This is a genomic window from Microbacterium aureliae (genome assembly GCF_054780155.1).
On record NZ_BAAGWW010000002.1, the window covers coordinates 41,618 to 57,406 of the forward strand.

14 protein-coding genes are annotated in these 15,789 nt (G+C 69.8%); 6 read left to right on the forward strand and 8 right to left on the reverse strand.

The window, feature by feature from the left end; genetic code table 11:
- The 4 genes from ACYVF4_RS06200 to ACYVF4_RS06215 all read right to left on the reverse strand — a co-directional run bounded on the left by ACYVF4_RS06200 (position 1) and on the right by ACYVF4_RS06215 (position 4,331).
- Positions 1 to 405, reverse strand: a complete 405-nt coding sequence (locus tag ACYVF4_RS06200) for a dehydrogenase (RefSeq protein WP_460720865.1) — start codon at positions 403 to 405, stop codon at positions 1 to 3.
- A gap of 31 nt (positions 406 to 436) precedes the next feature.
- A complete protein-coding gene (locus ACYVF4_RS06205) occupies positions 437 to 1,168 on the reverse strand; it encodes a hypothetical protein (protein ID WP_460720867.1) in 732 nt (243 codons plus the stop codon).
- A 63-nt stretch (positions 1,169 to 1,231) separates the two neighbouring features.
- Positions 1,232 to 1,735 carry an amino-acid N-acetyltransferase gene (locus tag ACYVF4_RS06210; RefSeq protein ID WP_460720869.1) on the reverse strand — a complete coding sequence of 168 codons (504 nt, stop codon included), beginning with the start codon at positions 1,733 to 1,735 and terminating at the stop codon, positions 1,232 to 1,234.
- Between the two features lie 67 nt (positions 1,736 to 1,802).
- Positions 1,803 to 4,331, reverse strand: coding sequence for an ATP-dependent Clp protease ATP-binding subunit (locus tag ACYVF4_RS06215; RefSeq protein WP_460720871.1), 2,529 nt, complete (start codon positions 4,329 to 4,331; stop codon positions 1,803 to 1,805).
- A gap of 176 nt (positions 4,332 to 4,507) precedes the next feature.
- Here ACYVF4_RS06215 and ACYVF4_RS06220 point away from each other — a divergent pair, with 176 nt between their 5' ends.
- Together ACYVF4_RS06220 and ACYVF4_RS06225 are read left to right on the forward strand one after the other, a co-directional pair.
- A complete protein-coding gene (locus tag ACYVF4_RS06220) occupies positions 4,508 to 5,128 on the forward strand; it encodes a hypothetical protein (RefSeq protein WP_460720873.1) in 621 nt (206 codons plus the stop codon).
- Positions 5,125 to 5,361 (forward strand): helix-turn-helix domain-containing protein, encoded by a 237-nt coding sequence (locus ACYVF4_RS06225; protein WP_460720875.1) that lies wholly within the window; start codon positions 5,125 to 5,127, stop codon positions 5,359 to 5,361. The genes ACYVF4_RS06220 and ACYVF4_RS06225 overlap by 4 nt, the downstream gene beginning before the upstream one ends.
- Positions 5,362 to 5,376: 15 nt before the next feature.
- Here ACYVF4_RS06225 and ACYVF4_RS06230 read toward each other — a convergent pair whose 3' ends face one another.
- From ACYVF4_RS06230 to ACYVF4_RS06240, 3 genes are read right to left on the reverse strand one after another with little or no spacing between them, the layout of a single operon-like run.
- A complete protein-coding gene (locus ACYVF4_RS06230) occupies positions 5,377 to 6,108 on the reverse strand; it encodes a hypothetical protein (RefSeq protein WP_460720877.1) in 732 nt (243 codons plus the stop codon).
- A gap of 47 nt (positions 6,109 to 6,155) precedes the next feature.
- Positions 6,156 to 7,187 carry a MauE/DoxX family redox-associated membrane protein gene (locus tag ACYVF4_RS06235; protein WP_460720879.1) on the reverse strand — a complete coding sequence of 344 codons (1,032 nt, stop codon included), beginning with the start codon at positions 7,185 to 7,187 and terminating at the stop codon, positions 6,156 to 6,158.
- A gap of 32 nt (positions 7,188 to 7,219) precedes the next feature.
- On the reverse strand, positions 7,220 to 8,473 hold the full coding sequence (locus ACYVF4_RS06240; protein WP_460720881.1) for a glycosyltransferase family 4 protein: 1,254 nt from the start codon (positions 8,471 to 8,473) through the stop codon (positions 7,220 to 7,222).
- A gap of 58 nt (positions 8,474 to 8,531) precedes the next feature.
- On the opposite strand from ACYVF4_RS06240, the gene ACYVF4_RS06245 reads away from it, so the two are divergent.
- The 4 genes from ACYVF4_RS06245 to ACYVF4_RS06260 are packed head-to-tail and all read left to right on the forward strand — an operon-like array spanning position 8,532 to position 14,909.
- Positions 8,532 to 10,475 (forward strand): glycosyltransferase, encoded by a 1,944-nt coding sequence (locus tag ACYVF4_RS06245; protein ID WP_460720883.1) that lies wholly within the window; start codon positions 8,532 to 8,534, stop codon positions 10,473 to 10,475.
- The gene (locus ACYVF4_RS06250) at positions 10,454 to 11,626 is read left to right on the forward strand and encodes a glycosyltransferase family 4 protein (protein ID WP_460720885.1); all 1,173 of its coding nucleotides are present in this window, start codon (positions 10,454 to 10,456) and stop codon (positions 11,624 to 11,626) included. Before ACYVF4_RS06245 ends, ACYVF4_RS06250 begins: the two co-directional genes overlap by 22 nt.
- Positions 11,521 to 13,794 (forward strand): glycosyltransferase family 4 protein, encoded by a 2,274-nt coding sequence (locus tag ACYVF4_RS06255; protein WP_460720887.1) that lies wholly within the window; start codon positions 11,521 to 11,523, stop codon positions 13,792 to 13,794. Before ACYVF4_RS06250 ends, ACYVF4_RS06255 begins: the two co-directional genes overlap by 106 nt.
- Positions 13,791 to 14,909: a glycosyltransferase gene (locus tag ACYVF4_RS06260; protein ID WP_460720889.1), complete on the forward strand. Its 1,119-nt coding sequence runs from the start codon at positions 13,791 to 13,793 to the stop codon at positions 14,907 to 14,909. The genes ACYVF4_RS06255 and ACYVF4_RS06260 overlap by 4 nt, the downstream gene beginning before the upstream one ends.
- A 34-nt stretch (positions 14,910 to 14,943) precedes the next feature.
- On the opposite strand, the gene ACYVF4_RS06265 is transcribed toward ACYVF4_RS06260, so the two are convergent.
- Positions 14,944 to 15,606 (reverse strand): hypothetical protein, encoded by a 663-nt coding sequence (locus tag ACYVF4_RS06265; protein WP_460720891.1) that lies wholly within the window; start codon positions 15,604 to 15,606, stop codon positions 14,944 to 14,946.
- Positions 15,607 to 15,789: the final 183 nt, after the last annotated feature.

A 15,789-nucleotide genomic window follows, 5' to 3' on the forward strand; every position in this document is an offset into this window, starting at 1 on the left:
TCAGGCGTCGAGGGCGGCGATGAGGTCTGCCGGCGACGCCTGCAGCGGATGCGGGCCGGCGATGTCGAAGAAGACGGTGGTGATCTCGGACTCGTGGGTCCCGAGAAACGTCCGCAGCCACGCCGGCGACTGCAGCGCCACGCCAGGCGGCAGGGATGCCGGTTTGTGGGCGGCGTCGCTGAACAGCAGCAGCGCCACGTCGCCCGTCTTCGGATCGCGATACGTCCACACCTCGCCGACGTCCAGCGGGTTGTCGCGCTGACCCGGCCGCATGAGCGGCACGACCGTCGGCCCGTGGCGCAGGGCGAAGGCGACCGCCGCCATGTCCTGCGTCTGCAGCGCGTCACTCAGCTGCGTGTTGCGGAACTCCAGCGAGTCCTTCTTCGCGCGCTTCTTTCCGGCCATCCCTCCAGGGTATCCCGGCGGGCCGAGGGACTCAGAAGAGCTGGAACGAGATCGCGCCGAGTGACGGGATGCCGCCGATCTCGACGTCCAGCCAGTACGTAGCCCCGCCACCCGCGGCGCGAGCGCGATCCCCGCGCCCGCACGAATCGACCGACGACCGGGTGCGGTCCCACACCAGCGGCTCCGCGCTCTCGACGCTCTGCCCCGCCTCGAGGGTCACGTACATGTCGCTCGGCTCGGTCTGGCAGTCGGTGGAGCGCCACCAGGTGTCCTCGCCGCTGGTGACCGTGAACACCTGGGTCGTGGTGCCGACGTTGATCGCGCAGTCGACCTCGCCGTCGTTGGTGAGGCGGATCGTGAACTGCGGGTTCTCGCCGGTCGCGTACGCACCCTTGTCGGCGACCGCCTCGACCGTGACGTCCCGGGTGGCGCACGCCTCGACCTCGGCGGCCGGCTCGGGCTCGGCCTCCGCCTCGGTCACCGGGGTCGCCGACGGCGTGGCGGCGGCGGTGCCGGCATCCGTCCGATCCACCACCGCATCCGGATCAGGCGATCCGGGCGGCGGCACCGGCAGCGACGACGCCAGCTGCAGCAGGGACGGTCCCGCCGACGCACGGGCGCCGGGCTCGGCGGCCGCGCCGCGCCACGGCTGGGCGACGAGCACCCAGATGCCCGCGACGAGCGCGATCAGCAGCACCAGCACCATCAGCCGGCGCCGGCGGTAGACCGCCGGGGAATGCCGTCGCCGGGTCGGGGTGCTCATGCCACACAGGGTACGTCGCACCGGCGCGAGCCACGCGGCGGCACGCGGGTCGACCTCAGAGGCTCAGAGGGTCTTCAGCATCCGGGTGTTGCCGAGCGTGTTCGGCTTGACGTGCGCGAGGTCGAGGAACTCCGCGATGCCCTCGTCGGGGCTGCGGATGAGCTGCGAGTACACGTCGGGGTCGACGACCTGCTCGCCGATGGGGGCGAATCCGCGCCGAGTGAAGAACTCCACCTCGAAGGTCAGGCAGAAGAGCCTCGTCAGCCCGAGCACGCGCGCGTTCTCTTCCAGGCGCTGCACGATCGCGCGCCCGACACCGCGGTGCAGCCAGTCGTCCGCGACGATGAGGGTGCGAATCTCGCCGAGGTCCTCCCACATGACGTGCAACGCCCCGCAGCCGATGAGCGTGCCGTCGCCGTCCTCGGCGACGACGAACTGCTGGACGGCTTCGTACAGCACGACGAGGTCCTTGCCGAGCAGGATGCGGCGCTGAACGTAGGGCTCGAGCAGCTGCTGGATGCCGCGCACGTCGGCCGCCCGCGCCATCCGCACCTCGAAGTCGGTCATCGCCCCAGCCTACGGCCGGGTACGCGAAAGGGCGGCTGCCGACGCAGCCGCCCTTCGCTCATCCGGATCAGTCCGAGGTGATCGCGAGGTCGGGGCTCGAGGTGATCTCGCCCCCGCCGACGACACCGACAGCGACCTTCTCGCCGCGCGGGCCGTGCTCGAACGTGAACTGGCCGTTCTCGGCATCCACCTTCACGTGGTCGCCCGCGTCGAGCTCGCCGTGCAGGATCTTCTCGCTCAGCCGGTCCTCGACCTCGTGCTGCATGGCGCGGCGCAGCGGGCGGGCACCGAGCGCCGGGTCGAACCCGATCTCGATGAGGCGCTCCTTGGCGGCGAGGCTCAGCTCGATCGTCATGTCGCGGTCCAGCAGTCGCTCGGACAGCCGCTTGGTGAACAGGTCGACGATCTGCACCAGCTCGGCCTTGGTCAGCTGCGGGAAGACGATGATGTCGTCCACGCGGTTGAGGAACTCGGGCTTGAAGTGACGCTTGAGCTCTTCGTTGACCTTGCCCTTCATGCGGTCGTACGAGGTCGCGGTGTCACCCTCGACCTGGAACCCGACCGGGCCGCCCGCGATGTCGCGCGCACCCAGGTTGGTGGTCATGATGATGACCGTGTTCTTGAAGTCGACCACGCGGCCCTGACCGTCGGTCAGGCGACCCTCTTCGAGGATCTGCAGCAGCGAGTTGAAGATGTCGGGGTGGGCCTTCTCGATCTCGTCGAAGAGGACGACCGAGAACGGCTTGCGCCGCACCTTCTCGGTGAGCTGACCGCCCTCTTCGAAGCCGACGAAGCCGGGAGGGGCGCCGAACAGCCGCGAGACGGTGTGCTTCTCGCCGAACTCCGACATGTCGAGCGAGATCAGCGCGCCCTCGTCGTCGAAGAGGAACTCGGCGAGCGCCTTGGCCAGCTCCGTCTTGCCGACGCCGGTGGGGCCGGCGAAGATGAACGAGCCCGACGGGCGCTTGGGGTCCTTCAGGCCCGCGCGCTGGCGGCGGATCGTGCGCGACAGCGCCGCGATCGCCTCTTCCTGGCCGATGACGCGCTGGTGCAGCGCCTTCTCCATGAAGACCAGGCGGCTGGACTCCTCTTCGGTGAGCTTGAACACCGGGATGCCGGTGGCCTGGGCGAGCACCTCGGCGATCAGGCCCTCGTCGACCACCGCGTGGGTGGCGACATCGCCCGAGCGCCACTGCTTCTCGAGGCGCAGGCGCTCGGCGAGCAGGGACTTCTCCTCGTCGCGCAGGGCCGCGGCCTTCTCGAAGTCCTGGTCCTCGCTGGCACGCTCCTTGTCTTCGCGGACCTTGGCGATCTTGTCGTCGAACTCCCGCAGCTCCGGCGGGCTGGACAGGATCGACAGTCGCAGCCGGGCGCCGGCCTCGTCGATCAGGTCGATGGCCTTATCCGGCAGGAAGCGGTCCGAGATGTAGCGGTCGGCGAGGTTCGCCGCCGCGACGATCGCGCCGTCGGTGATCTGCACCTTGTGGTGCGCCTCGTAGCGGTCGCGCAGGCCCTTCAGGATGTTGATGGCGTGCGGCAGGCTCGGCTCGGCGACCTGGATCGGCTGGAAGCGGCGCTCGAGGGCGGCATCCTTCTCGAAGTGCTTGCGGTACTCGTCGAGCGTCGTGGCGCCGATGGTCTGCAGCTCACCGCGGGCGAGGAGCGGCTTCAGGATGGATGCCGCGTCGATCGCGCCCTCGGCGGCGCCGGCGCCGACGAGCGTGTGGATCTCGTCGATGAAGACGATGATGTCGCCGCGCGTGCGGATCTCTTTGGTGACCTTCTTCAGGCGCTCCTCGAAGTCGCCGCGGTAGCGGGAGCCGGCGATCAGCGAGCCGAGGTCCAGCGAGTACAGCTGCTTGTCCTTGAGCGTCTCGGGGACGTCGCCCTTCACGATCGCCTGGGCGAGACCCTCGACGACCGCGGTCTTACCGACGCCGGGCTCGCCGATGAGGACGGGGTTGTTCTTGGAGCGGCGCGAGAGGATCTGCATGACCCGCTCGATCTCTTTCTCGCGGCCGATCACCGGGTCGAGCTTGTTGTCGCGCGCGGCCTGCGTGAGGTTGCGACCGAACTGGTCGAGCACCTGGGATCCGCCCTGCGTCGACCCCTGGGTCTGCTCCCCGGCGCCGGTGGCCACGCCCGCGGGCTCCTTGCCCTGGTAGCCCGACAGCAGCTGGATGACCTGCTGGCGCACCTTGTTGAGGTCGGCGCCGAGCTTGACCAGCACCTGGGCGGCCACGCCCTCGCCCTCACGGATGAGGCCGAGCAGGATGTGCTCGGTGCCGATGTAGTTGTGGCCGAGCTGCAGCGCCTCGCGCAGCGACAGCTCGAGCACCTTCTTGGCGCGCGGCGTGAAGGGGATGTGGCCGGTCGGCTGCTGCTGCCCCTGGCCGATGATGTCCTGCACCTGCTCGCGGACGGCGTCCAGCGAGATGCCCAGCGACTCCAGGGCCTTGGCCGCGACGCCTTCGCCCTCGTGGATGAGGCCCAGCAGGATGTGCTCGGTGCCGATGTAGTTGTGGTTGAGCATCTTCGCCTCTTCTTGGGCGAGGACGACCACACGACGGGCACGGTCGGTGAATCTCTCGAACATCGCACTTCCCTCCGGCTCGGGGCGATAGGCGCACTCCGGCGCTGTACATAGAGGCTAACGAGCGCGCGGACGCCGCATGCCCGTGTTCGCCAGGGGCATACGCGCGAGGAAGTTGACGAGTGACGAACGAAGGCATATCGTTTCTCGATAACAACGTTTATCGATATGGAGTGATCATGACCCACACGACTGGCGAACGCCTGATGTCCAAGGCGGATGCCGCATCCCTGGCCCTGTTCATGGTCGCCGGCGCCGCGGTGGCGGTGTGGACGGCCGTCACCGCCGTCGCCCGCATCATCGAGGTCCTGCCCGGGCGCGACGTCCGGGTGTTCGCGGAATTCTTCGGCACGTCCGCCGAGGCGCCGATCGGCCCGGACGGCGCGGCGGTGCCGGTGGAACTGGACACCGCGTGGGTGACGGCGGCCGAGCTGCCGGGGCCGTCGGTCTGGGCGCTGGTGGCGCAGCAGGTCGTGCTCGCCGTCGCGGTGGCCGGCGTCGTGGCGTGCCTGCTCGTGGTGACCTGGAACATCTTGCACGGCGTCCTCTTCTGCCGGCTCAACACCCGGTTGATCACGACCGCCGGAGTCACCGCGTTCGCGGGAGCGGTGCTGGTGCCCTTCCTCGGCAACATCGGCGCCAACGGAGCCTTCGCCCGCATCTCGGAGCGCACGTTCGACAACGTGCTGATCGCCGTCGAGCCGTTCACCCTCGTGGCGCTCGCCTTCGTCGCGGCGCTGGCCTCACTCACCTTCACGGTCGGCGACCGCCTGCGGCGCGAGACCGAGGGCCTGGTATGACCCCGGCGCGCACCGACGAGGACGGCCCCACCGGCATCCACTGCCGACTGGACGAGCTGCTCGCCGAGCGCGGGATGACCGTCGCGCGGCTGTCGGAGCTCGTCGGGGTGTCGGTGGTGAACCTCTCGGTGCTCAAGAACGACCGCGCCCGGGCGATCCGCTACTCCACGCTGTCGGCGATCTGCCGCGCGCTGGACTGCGAGGTCGGCGACCTGCTGGTGCGCGCGGACTGACGCACGGGCGGCGGTTCAGTCCGCGCCGGCGATGGCCAGACGGATGCCGTCGAACTCCGCTCCGGCGAGCGCGAGCTCGGCGGCATCGTCGCTGTCGACCTGGACGACCGTGATCCTCGGGGCCATGTCCATCGTGCAGACCTGGTCGGCGGGCGGGTCTTCGAAGGTGACCGTGACCTCACCGTCCGCCACCCGCGCGGACTGCACCACCGGCACGCAGCCGGAGGAACCCCACGTGAGGATCAGCAGCCGGTCGTCATCTGCCCAGCCCGCCGACGGCTCGTAGGACGCCTCGTCGCCGGACGTGCCGGACAATGACGGATCACCGTCGAGGTCCGCCTCACCCTCGTACGTGCCCGTCACCACGACCTGCAGGTCGGCCGACGGGTCTATCCCTGCCGGAAGTGGAACGAACGTGCCGCGCGGCACGAAGTCCCTCGTGCACGCCTGCCCCTCGGGGTCGTCGAGCTGCACGGTGAGCACGCCGTCCGCGTACTGCGGCTGCTGCGCGAACGGCCGGCAGGAGCCGCTGCCCAGCGTGACGATGCCGATCCCACGGCCGTCGTCGAGCCACGCCACGTCGAGCTCGCCGTCGTCGGGTCCGTCGCCCGCACTCTGGGTCGGTGACGGCGTGGGGCTGACGACCGGCGACGTGCTCGTGCCGCCGGCGCCCGTCGATGTGGCGCACCCCGCGAGCACCAGGACGAGTCCCACCGGGGCCACTACGGCCATCCACCTGCGCGTCATGTCGAACTCCTCACCCGATGTCAGGATGCTGCGATGCGAGAGAGCACCTACTCTGCGGGTGTCGGCGCCGAGCGCATCGTCTCAGCGTCGGTTGCACCCAACTCTGCGAGCTGCTCGTCCAATGCGGCACGAATGTCCGCGACGAACCGGGAGATCGCGGTGTAACCCAGCTCCGGCCCACCCGCCAGGAGCCCGTCGGAACCGAGCAGGATCGCTGCGGGCGTCGACCAATCGCTGATGGATCCCCGCACGTAGCCGGACGGATCGTGCAATGTCTGGGGCTCGGTCGTGCTGCGCAGCGCGGTGTGCTCGGGTGCCGCTTGGATGAGGCATCTCACCTCCACCTCGGGCACCACCGAGCGCCACTCCTCCACCTTCGCGATGACGGGCGCACAGCTCGAACAGGTCTCCGAAACGGCGAGCAGCAGGATCGGGCGCCGGGCAGCCAGGGCACGGAGGTTCACAACGGTTCCGTCGGCTTGCGTCACCGGCACTGCCGGCGTGCGCACCCGTACGTAATCGAGTTCGTCGGAGTCGATCGAGGGCAGCGCCGCCGGACCCGGCTGGGCGGCGGCGCGCGATGGCCACAGGACGAGTGCAACCGTCACCGCCACGACGCTGAGCGCCGCGATCCACACGCCGCCGAGGGCCGCCACCGCGCCGCCCAGAGGCGGCGCCTGCGCTGCGACCGCGACAGAGGCGATCGCCAAGAGCGTCAGCCACGCGTTCCGCACGATCGTTACCCGGGTCACGCGAGAGCGCGTTCCGAAACACGCGCAGGTCGTCTCGTCGCGTCGCCGGAACGCCGCGACGACGAGCCACAGATACGCCGCCATGAGCAGCGTCGCGGCGATCGCGGCAAAGGCGCCGAGGATGCCGCCGAGGGCGGCAAGAGCGCCGGCAAGAGCAAGCTCACCCCAGGGATGGGCCCTGATCAGCCACGGCCGCCGAAGCGGTGCTGGCACGCCCAGTTCCGCCCAGCCGGTTTCGTCGTCGGGAGCACGCAGCTTCGTCAACGCGCCGCCGATCAGGACGCCGGCCAGGACCAGCGGCAGTACGAAGACGAACGGCTCCGACATGATCCGATGATAATCCCGCGCCGATCACTCGCTCAGTGATGAGAGCGCGGCCGCCGTCCTTGGTCGAGCACCTTCGCATAGAACTCCGCGTGTGCGGCGGCGACGTCCGCATCGGACATGAGCCCCGGTGTCCGTGAGGCGGCGGTGGCAAGCCGTTCACGCAGCACGTGATCACCAGCAAGACGCGTCAGCGCGGCTGCGAGCGCGGACGCGTCCCGCGGGGGCGCGACCAGCCCATTCTGCTCGTGCTCCACCCACTCGGCCGGACCACCTTCACCGGCGACGACGGTCGCGCACCCTGCGGCAAGGTACTGCAGGACGTTCTGGCCCAGGGGTTCCGGCCGGGTCGAGTACTGCACGGCGATGCTCCAGCGCGCGAGGGTCTCGGCCGGATCGCTGACATGGCCGAGGAAGACCACCCTGTCGCCTATGCCCATCTCCTCGGCCCGGCGGCGGAGCTCCTCAAGGTGGCGCTCGCGTCCGAACAGCGGCTCACCTGCGAACTCCAGCACGGCATCGTCGTGGCGATGCGCGGCCGCGAACGCCTCGAGCAGCAGCGCCTGCCCCTTCCACGGGTCGATTCGCGCGAGCATCCCCACACGATGGATCGGGTCGCTGTTCGGCTTCCCGTCGCCCCCTCGGGGGCGGAGTCCGGCAGGGCTCGGGATGACCACCGCCACCGTGCCGGGCCTCAGGAAAGGGCGCGCAGACCGCAACGTCGCACGGGAATTCGCGATGACGCCGTCCGCGCGTCGCAACGCGACGCGCGACAGCACCGCGAGCCCCACCGGTCCGAGCGCTTCGCGGTCCACCAGGTCCCGCAGGTGGACGACGAAGGGAGTCCGGGATGTCAACGCGGCGAGCGCCCCGTAGGCGGCAGCGCGCGCGGTGTTCGCATCCACGATGTCCGCGGAACGGAAGGCCGGATCCACCCGCGTCGCGGCCGCCTGCAGGAGCAGGCGCACACCGGCAGCCACCGCACCGGCTATCCCCGCCGCGCTCGCGCCAGGAGGCTGCCCCACGCCGGACACCCGCAGGCCGGCACGCCCCCGGAGGGACGCGAAGACCCCGCCATCGTGCCCCGGAGGGACGAGCAGAGTCGCGCGCCAGGTTCGTCCTGCCAGCAGCAGGCGTCTCAGCGCGAGCTCTGCACCCCCCGCCGTGGACGTGTGATCGAGATGGACGATCCGCGGCGCGCGGGCAGCCGTCGTCGAGGTCGAAGCCTCCCGCGTCACTTCGTCCGGGTCGTGAGCGACACGGCCATCGTCACCCCCGCCGGCGATCACCCTCGCCGCACCCCCTGCGGCGATTAGGGTTACTGCGAAAGCATAGTGGGGAGGTGCTGTGCGCGTACTGCGGATCTCGCACAGTGCGACGGTCTCCGCCTGGCGCGGCCGTGAGCGGGCGCTCCGCGCCCGCGGACACGACGTGACCCTGCTGACCGCCCGGCAGTGGCACGCCGGCGGAACCGAGACCACGCTGACGGCGGGAGACGAGACCGGCACCATCCCCGTGCGCACATGGGGCCGGCATCCCGCCCTCTTCATCTTCGACCCTCGACCGCTGTGGCGGGCATTCGCCGAAGAGTGGGACATCGTGGACGTCCACGAGGAGCCCTTCGCCCTCGCCACCGCCGAGGTCCTCGCGATCAAGGCCCTCCGTAGGTGCCGTGCACCCTACGTGCTGTACACCGCACAGAACCTGCGGAAGCGCTACCCCTTCCCGTTCCGCCGCTTCGAGCACGTCGCGCTGCGGCATGCGTCCGGCATCGCGGCGTGCAACGCCCAGGCCGCGCGCATCACGGAAGCAAAAGGATTTCCGGGTCGGGCGCGCGTGATCCCCCTCGGGGTCGACGTCTCTCCTCGCCTTGCTGAATCGCCCCGCCGGACCTCGCCGCACATCACAGCCGGATTCGCCGGGAGACTGGTCCCCGAGAAGGGGGTCGCGGTGCTTCTCGAGGCGGTCGCACGGGAACCACGACTGCGGGCCCGCATCGCGGGGTCAGGACCGTCGGCAGACGAACTCCACCGGACCGCGGAGCGGCGGGGGATCGCCGAAAGGGTTGAGTTCCTCGGGCCCCTGCACCCCAACGCCCTGCCCGACTTCTACCGTTCCGTCGACGTGCTGGCGGTGCCCTCGATCGCGACGGCGCGATGGACCGAGCAGTTCGGCCGCGTCGCCGTCGAGGCGATGGCATGCGGCACACCCGTCGTCGCGAGTGATGCCGGGGCGCTCCCCGAGGTGGTCGGCGGCGCCGGCCTCCTCACGCCGGAAGGGGATCCGGCGGCGCTCGCGCACGCCCTCATCGAGGCTGCAGGGCCCCAGCGAGAGACGCTCCGTGCCGCCGGATTCACCCGTGCAGCCGAGTGCACGTGGGACGCTGTGGCCGATCGGTACCTCGACCTGTATCGGTCTGCAGACCGCGCTGCATCCGCGGATCGTCGCGACATCGAGATCATCGTGGTCGCGTACGGCGAGCCCGGCCTCCTCCGCGCCGCCCTCGAACCCGTCAGGCACATGCCGGTCACCGTGGTCGACAATTCCTCGCTCGGCGAGATCGCGGACCTCTGTGCCGAACTCGGCATCCGTTACGTCGACCCGGGTTCGAACCTCGGCTTCGGAGCTGCGGTGAATGTCGCTCTGGCCGACCGGCTCGCGCCCGGCGCCGACGTCCTGCTGCTGAACCCCGATGCGCGGATCGCGCCCGATCAGATAGAGGTGCTGCGCGACGCACTCCACGCCGACCGGCGTCTCGCAAGCGTCGGCCCGTCGCAGGTGGACGAGGCAGGACGGGCCGCCACGGTGACCTGGGCGTTTCCCTCTCCGGCAGGCGCGTGGCTCGAGGCGGTCGGACTCGGGAGGTTCCGACGCGGGCCCCGATTCGTCATCGGCTCCGTCCTGTTGCTTCGCGCGGAGGCGCTCGATCAGGTCGGCGGCTTCGATGAGCGGTTCTTCCTGTATGCAGAAGAGACCGACTGGGCCTACCGCGCTCATCTGCTCGGGTGGCATCACGCGAAGGTGGACGGTGCGCGAGCGGTCCATGTCGGGGCGGCGACGAGTTCCGACGCCCGCCGGCGCGAACTCTACTTCCATGCCTCGCAGGAACGCTATCTCCGCAAGCATCACGGGGTGTGGGGGTGGCAACTGGCGCGACTGGGCATCTGGGTGGGCGCCGCGGCGCGAGGTCTCGTCCTGTCGGGCGACCGATCGACCGTCGCACGCCGGCGAGCGGCCATCTACCGCGCGAGCCCCCTACGGGCCGAGGCATGGGCGGAGCGCGCGAGATGACGCGGATCGTGCAGATCGCACCGTTCATCGGTCGCGGCAGCGGCGTCGCGGGTGTCGCCTGGAATCTGGACCGCGAGTTCCGCGCGCGCGGGGTTCTCGTCGAGAGTTTCACTCTCGAGACGGCGCGCAGCATGTCGACGCGCCGCGGCCCCGGCCGACGCGCCCACGGACACCGCTTCTTCGCCGCGCTCGCGCTCTTCCGCAGGATGCTGTGGTTCAGCACCGTCGGAACCATCCGTGCGCGCCGATTCCTCGCCGAACGACCCGATGCGGTGGCGATCTGCCACAACGGCGTCCTCGCAGGTGACATCTATGTCAATCACGGTGTCGTGGGCGCAGCCATGGCGGCTCGTGGCCATGGCCTGTGGCGGATGCTGCGCAACCCGACACACCCGGTCACCTACTTGCGTGATCTGTACCGCTACCGTCGAGGTGTGCACAGCGCGGTCGTCGCACTCGCCCCGGACGAAGTGCAGACCCTCCGAAGGACCTACGGAAGGGTGCGGTCCCGCATCGTGGTTATTCCGAACGGTGTCGACTTGGACCGATTCCATCCACCCACGGCTGCGGAACGAGATCGCGCGCGAACGCGGTTTCGGCTTCAGGACGAGGACCGTGTGGCACTCTTCATCGGGCACGAACTCTCGCGCAAGGGGATCGACGTGGCCACCGCCGCGCTCGAATCCGCCCCGACCGTGATGCTCCTCGTCGTCGGCGGCGACCGCCGAGGCATCGACGCCGCCCGCGCGCACGCCGAACAGCGAGGTGTCGGCGACCGCGTCCTCTTCGTCGGCCCTCAGCAGGACGTGGAGACCTACCTCGCCGCATCCGACATGTTCCTGCTGCCGAGCGCGTACGAGGCGAACGCTCTCGTGGTGCTCGAGGCGCTCGCGTCAGGCCTCCCCGTCGTGGCCACCGGGGTCGGATTCGTGCCCGAGATCCTCGTCCCGGGCGACAACGGCTACATCGTCCGTCGAGACCCTGTCGAGATCGCCGACCGTCTCGAAGAACTGGCCGCCACGGACCTCGGTCCGTGGCGGGACCGGTGCCGTCGCAGCGCAGAGGAGCACGGCTGGGCGACCGTCGCGAACAGGTATCTGGACCTGGTCGCAGACATCGAACGCGACCGCGCCACGGAGAGCAGCCGGTGAACGGCCAGGCCACGCCTCGGATCATTCAGATCGCTCCCGAGATCGCACCCGGCAGTGGCATCGCCGGCGTCGCGTTCGACCTCGAGCGGGAATTGCGCGCCGCAGGGGTGGATGTCGCACGCTTCACGATGGCCGAGGCTCGACCCGGACGCGGGCCTCGACGGTCGCGGCTGGGTCATGCGTGGGATGTGGTCTGGTTCAGCACGGTCGGCACCCGACGTGCGAGGCGCTTCCTGGAGGAGCAGCCCGATGCGATCTCGATCTGCCACAACGACGTCATGGCCGGCGACGTGTACGTCAATCACGGCCTGTTGCAGCCCGCGATGCGCGCTCGCGGCCAGTATGTCTGGCGGATGATGCGCAACCCCGTCCATCTGTTCACCGCGGCCCGGGATCGCATCCGCTACCGCGGACACACGCACCGCGCCGTGGTGACGCTCAGCGAGGACGAGACCCGACGGCTTCGCGAGACCTATGGGCGGGTGGCACCGGCGGTGACTGTCATACCCAACGGAGTGGATCTCGCCAGGTTCCGTCCCCCGACCCCGGTGGAGCGCGCGCGGTCGCGCGATGTCGTCGGCGTCTCCGGCGATGCCCCGGTCGCGGTGTTCATCGGGCATGAGTTCGATCGCAAAGGTCTGCCCCTCGTTCTGGATGCCATGACGATGGAGCAGCTGTCAGACCTGCGCCTCGTAGTAGTGGGCGGAACGAGCGACGAAGTACGTCACGGGGCGCGCCTCGCCCGACATCGCGGGCTCACCGACCGCGTGCAGTTCGCAGGCGTACAGCCGGACCCTGTGCCCTACCTCTGGGCCGGCGACCTCTTCGTCCTCCCGAGCGCGTACGAGTCGAGCGGTCTGGTATTCCTCGAGGCTCTCGCCACCGGACTCCCCGTCGTCGCCACGGGGGTCGGCGTCGCCCCGGAGCGCATCCGGGACCACGAGAACGGCATGCTGGTCGAGCGCGCCGCGACGGCGGTGGGCGCCGGCATCGCAGCTGTCCTTCACCTCGACCCGGCCATCGTGCGCGATGCCGCGCGCAATAGCGTCGCCGACCTCGGCTGGCAGGGGGTGGCCGCCCGGTACGCAGCGTTGGCCGATGCGCTGGCAACGCGGCCGGAGCCGGAACGCATCGTCCATGCGATCCGCTCCGACGGCTTCTCGGGCGTCGAACGCTACGTCGTTCAGCTGGCGACAGCTCAAGCCCAGGCCGGGCACACGGTCACCGTCATCGGGGGCGACCCGCACCGCATGCGCGATGCCCTGAAGACGAGCGGCATCCCTCACCATCCAGCACGCACGACCCTGCAGGTGGCGCGCGCGTTGCGCGTCGCCGGCCGGGGCGTCGACGTGGTCAACACCCACATGACCGCCGCAGAGCTCGGCGCCCGCCTCGCCTTCGGCTGGTCTCGCCGGCGGCCGACGGTCGTTTCGACTCGACACTTCGCCCGCCGCCGAGGGCGGATCGGGCCGATAGCGCTCGATGCCCTCGTCACCCCGGTGATCGACGCCGAGATCGCCATCAGTTCCGCCGTCGCATCCGCCACCGCTACGCGGACAACCGTCGTACCCACCGGCCTCCCCGACCACACGCCCCCGCCCCGTGCGCGCGCTGCCGTGGTCCTCATGGCGCAGCGACTGCAACCCGAGAAGGCCGGCGATACCGGGATTCTCGGGTTCGCGGCCTCGGGGCTCGCCGATGAAGGGTGGCGACTCCGGATCGCGGGCGACGGAGCCGAGCGTGAACGCCTCGAAGCTCTCGTCCGACGAGTGGGACTCGCCGGATCGGTCGACTTCCTCGGCTACCGCGAGGACGTGCCTCAGCTCATGACCTCGTCTTCGATGCTGCTCGCACCGTGCCCGGTGGAGGGACTCGGCTTGACGGTTCTCGAGGCGATGCAGGCAGGGTTGCCCGTCGTCGCCGCTCGCGGCGGCGGTCATGTCGAATTGCTCGACGGGCTCTCGCCGCACGCCCTCTTCGCGCCGGGCGACCCGGACTCCGCCGGCGCAGCGCTGCGGGCGCTCGCACACGATCCTGCCGGCAGAGCCCGGTACGCCGTCGCCGCACAGGCTCGGCGACGCGAGGCCTACTCGCTGGACGCACTGGTCGAGGGCACGAGCGCTGCCTACCGCACGGCGATCACCGCCCGACGGGGGCGTGGCCGATGAGAGACCTCGTCGTGGTGTCGCTGGAGGCCTGGGACTCGGTGTGGCGACGCAACCAGCACCTGGTGTCACGGCTGCTCGAAGCCGATCCCGGACTGCGTGTCGTCTTCGTCGAACCCCCGCTCGACCCGACGCACGATCTGCGCTCCGGTCGGCTCCCTCGACTTCCGCGCGGACTCCGCGATGGGGGGCACGACGGGAGGCTGAGGCTGCTGCGTCCTGTGAAGCTGCTCCCCCGTCGCCTGGACGTTCACGCCGACGAACGACTCGCTGTCCAGGTCGAACGTGCCGTGCACCGGCGGGGCATCACGGATCCGGTGCTGTGGGTGAACGATCCTGGGGGAGCCGTCCTCGCCCGCCGGACCGGCTGGCGCACGCTGTACGACATGACCGACGACTGGCTGTCGGCAGACCGACCGGCTGCGGAGCTCGCGCGCATACGGGAGCAGGAGGAGTGGCTGCTGGCAGAGGCGGACGAGGTCGTCGCCTGCTCCACCGAACTGCTCCGACGTAAGAGCCCGCTCCGCGCCCGCGGACGCCAGCCGTTGCGCCTCGTTCAAAACGCCGTGGACGTCGCTGCCTACCGGCGACGACATGAGCGTCCGCGCGATCTGCCGGCCGGGAAGGTCGTGCTGTACCTGGGTACGCTCCATGCAGATCGGCTGGATGTCGGGCTGACGTCCGACATCGCGCGGTCGCTTGGTGGCGAGGCGACCGTCGTGCTCGTCGGCCCGGATTCTCTTTCAGCCGGAGCGCGAGCCACCCTGGCGACCGCGGGCGCGGTGCTGCTGGGTCCGCGACCACGCAACAGCGTCCCCGCCTACCTGCAGCACGCGAACGTGCTGATCGTGCCGCACGTGATCACGGGCTTCACCGACAGCCTCGACCCGATCAAGCTCTATGAATACCAGGCTGCCGACAGGCCGGTTGTCGCCACCGCCGTGGCGGGATTCCGCGATGCGCAGGATCCCAGGGTCAGGATTGCGACCCCGGAGGATTTCGTCCGTACGATTCGAGCCGGCCTGACGAAACGGTCACAGGGCAGACCGACGAGGGATGTCGCGGACTGGGACGAGCGCGCCGATCAGATGCGCGGCATTCTCTCGCCGATGTGGTGAGGCCGGCGCTGTTCACGCCGGCCTCACCACATCGTCACGCGCCTGTCTCGCTCTCATCCCCGCCCGGTGCGCAGTCGGTGCCGCACGGCGGAGTCGAGCCGAACGAGATCGGGATGAAGAAGTACCCCGGGTCCGTGGCCGCCAGTGGGGGCGGCGTCGAGTAGTCGTGGTCCGGATCGGCACCAGGCACCTCGGTGTGGCCCCAACCCATGTACAGACCACCGGTGGCCGAGATGTTGGAGCTGTCGCCGTTCGTGCCCGCATTGATGATGATCTGGAACGAGCCACCATTGGCGGTCACCAGCTCGCCCGCAGTGAGCGGAGCGCCGATCGCCCCACCGGTGAACTCCGCCGCGGTGTTGTAGTTGAAGTTCTTGTCCGGTTCGGAATCCAATGCGAACACCGGGTCGACGGTGCCGTTCAGGGTGGGATAGATGTACACATCCTGCGGTGTGTTGTTCGTGATGGAGATCACGAACGTATACCCCTTGACGAAGCCGTAGTCCTTCTTGCAGCTGGCGCCCGGCTGCTTGCACGCGCTGATGAACACGCCCGACGGACCCCCGCCCGAGGCGGCGTACGCGGGTACGGCCGTGGCGACGGCCACGACGGGCACCGACCAGGCCATGGCCTTGGTGACGGTGCGACGACTGATCCCCTTCGCGGGCTGATCAGGGTAACTGCTCTGTTCGGTCACGATGTTGTTCCCTCCGTGTCAGTGGAGAGGGAAAGACGGTGTGTCGGCCCGAGTTCCCCAGTTCGAGCCCTGAGTTCCCGCGATCAGGGAACATGCAGGATGATACCCTACAGGGCCGTCACCGCAAGCGGGTAGCGTGAACGGACTCGAATCGAGGCCGGGGACTCCGCGCCTCGAGCGCGA

Coding starts and splice junctions, on each gene's coding strand:
- ACYVF4_RS06200 (WP_460720865.1), bottom strand. CDS start 405: ATGGCCGGAAAGAAGCGCGCGAAGAAGGACTCGCTGGAGTTCCGCAAC.
- ACYVF4_RS06205 (WP_460720867.1), bottom strand. CDS start 1,168: ATGAGCACCCCGACCCGGCGACGGCATTCCCCGGCGGTCTACCGCCGG.
- ACYVF4_RS06210 (WP_460720869.1), bottom strand. CDS start 1,735: ATGACCGACTTCGAGGTGCGGATGGCGCGGGCGGCCGACGTGCGCGGC.
- ACYVF4_RS06215 (WP_460720871.1), bottom strand. CDS start 4,331: ATGTTCGAGAGATTCACCGACCGTGCCCGTCGTGTGGTCGTCCTCGCC.
- ACYVF4_RS06220 (WP_460720873.1), top strand. CDS start 4,508: ATGACCCACACGACTGGCGAACGCCTGATGTCCAAGGCGGATGCCGCA.
- ACYVF4_RS06225 (WP_460720875.1), top strand. CDS start 5,125: ATGACCCCGGCGCGCACCGACGAGGACGGCCCCACCGGCATCCACTGC.
- ACYVF4_RS06230 (WP_460720877.1), bottom strand. CDS start 6,108: ATGACGCGCAGGTGGATGGCCGTAGTGGCCCCGGTGGGACTCGTCCTG.
- ACYVF4_RS06235 (WP_460720879.1), bottom strand. CDS start 7,187: ATGTCGGAGCCGTTCGTCTTCGTACTGCCGCTGGTCCTGGCCGGCGTC.
- ACYVF4_RS06250 (WP_460720885.1), top strand. CDS start 10,454: ATGGGCGGAGCGCGCGAGATGACGCGGATCGTGCAGATCGCACCGTTC.
- ACYVF4_RS06260 (WP_460720889.1), top strand. CDS start 13,791: ATGAGAGACCTCGTCGTGGTGTCGCTGGAGGCCTGGGACTCGGTGTGG.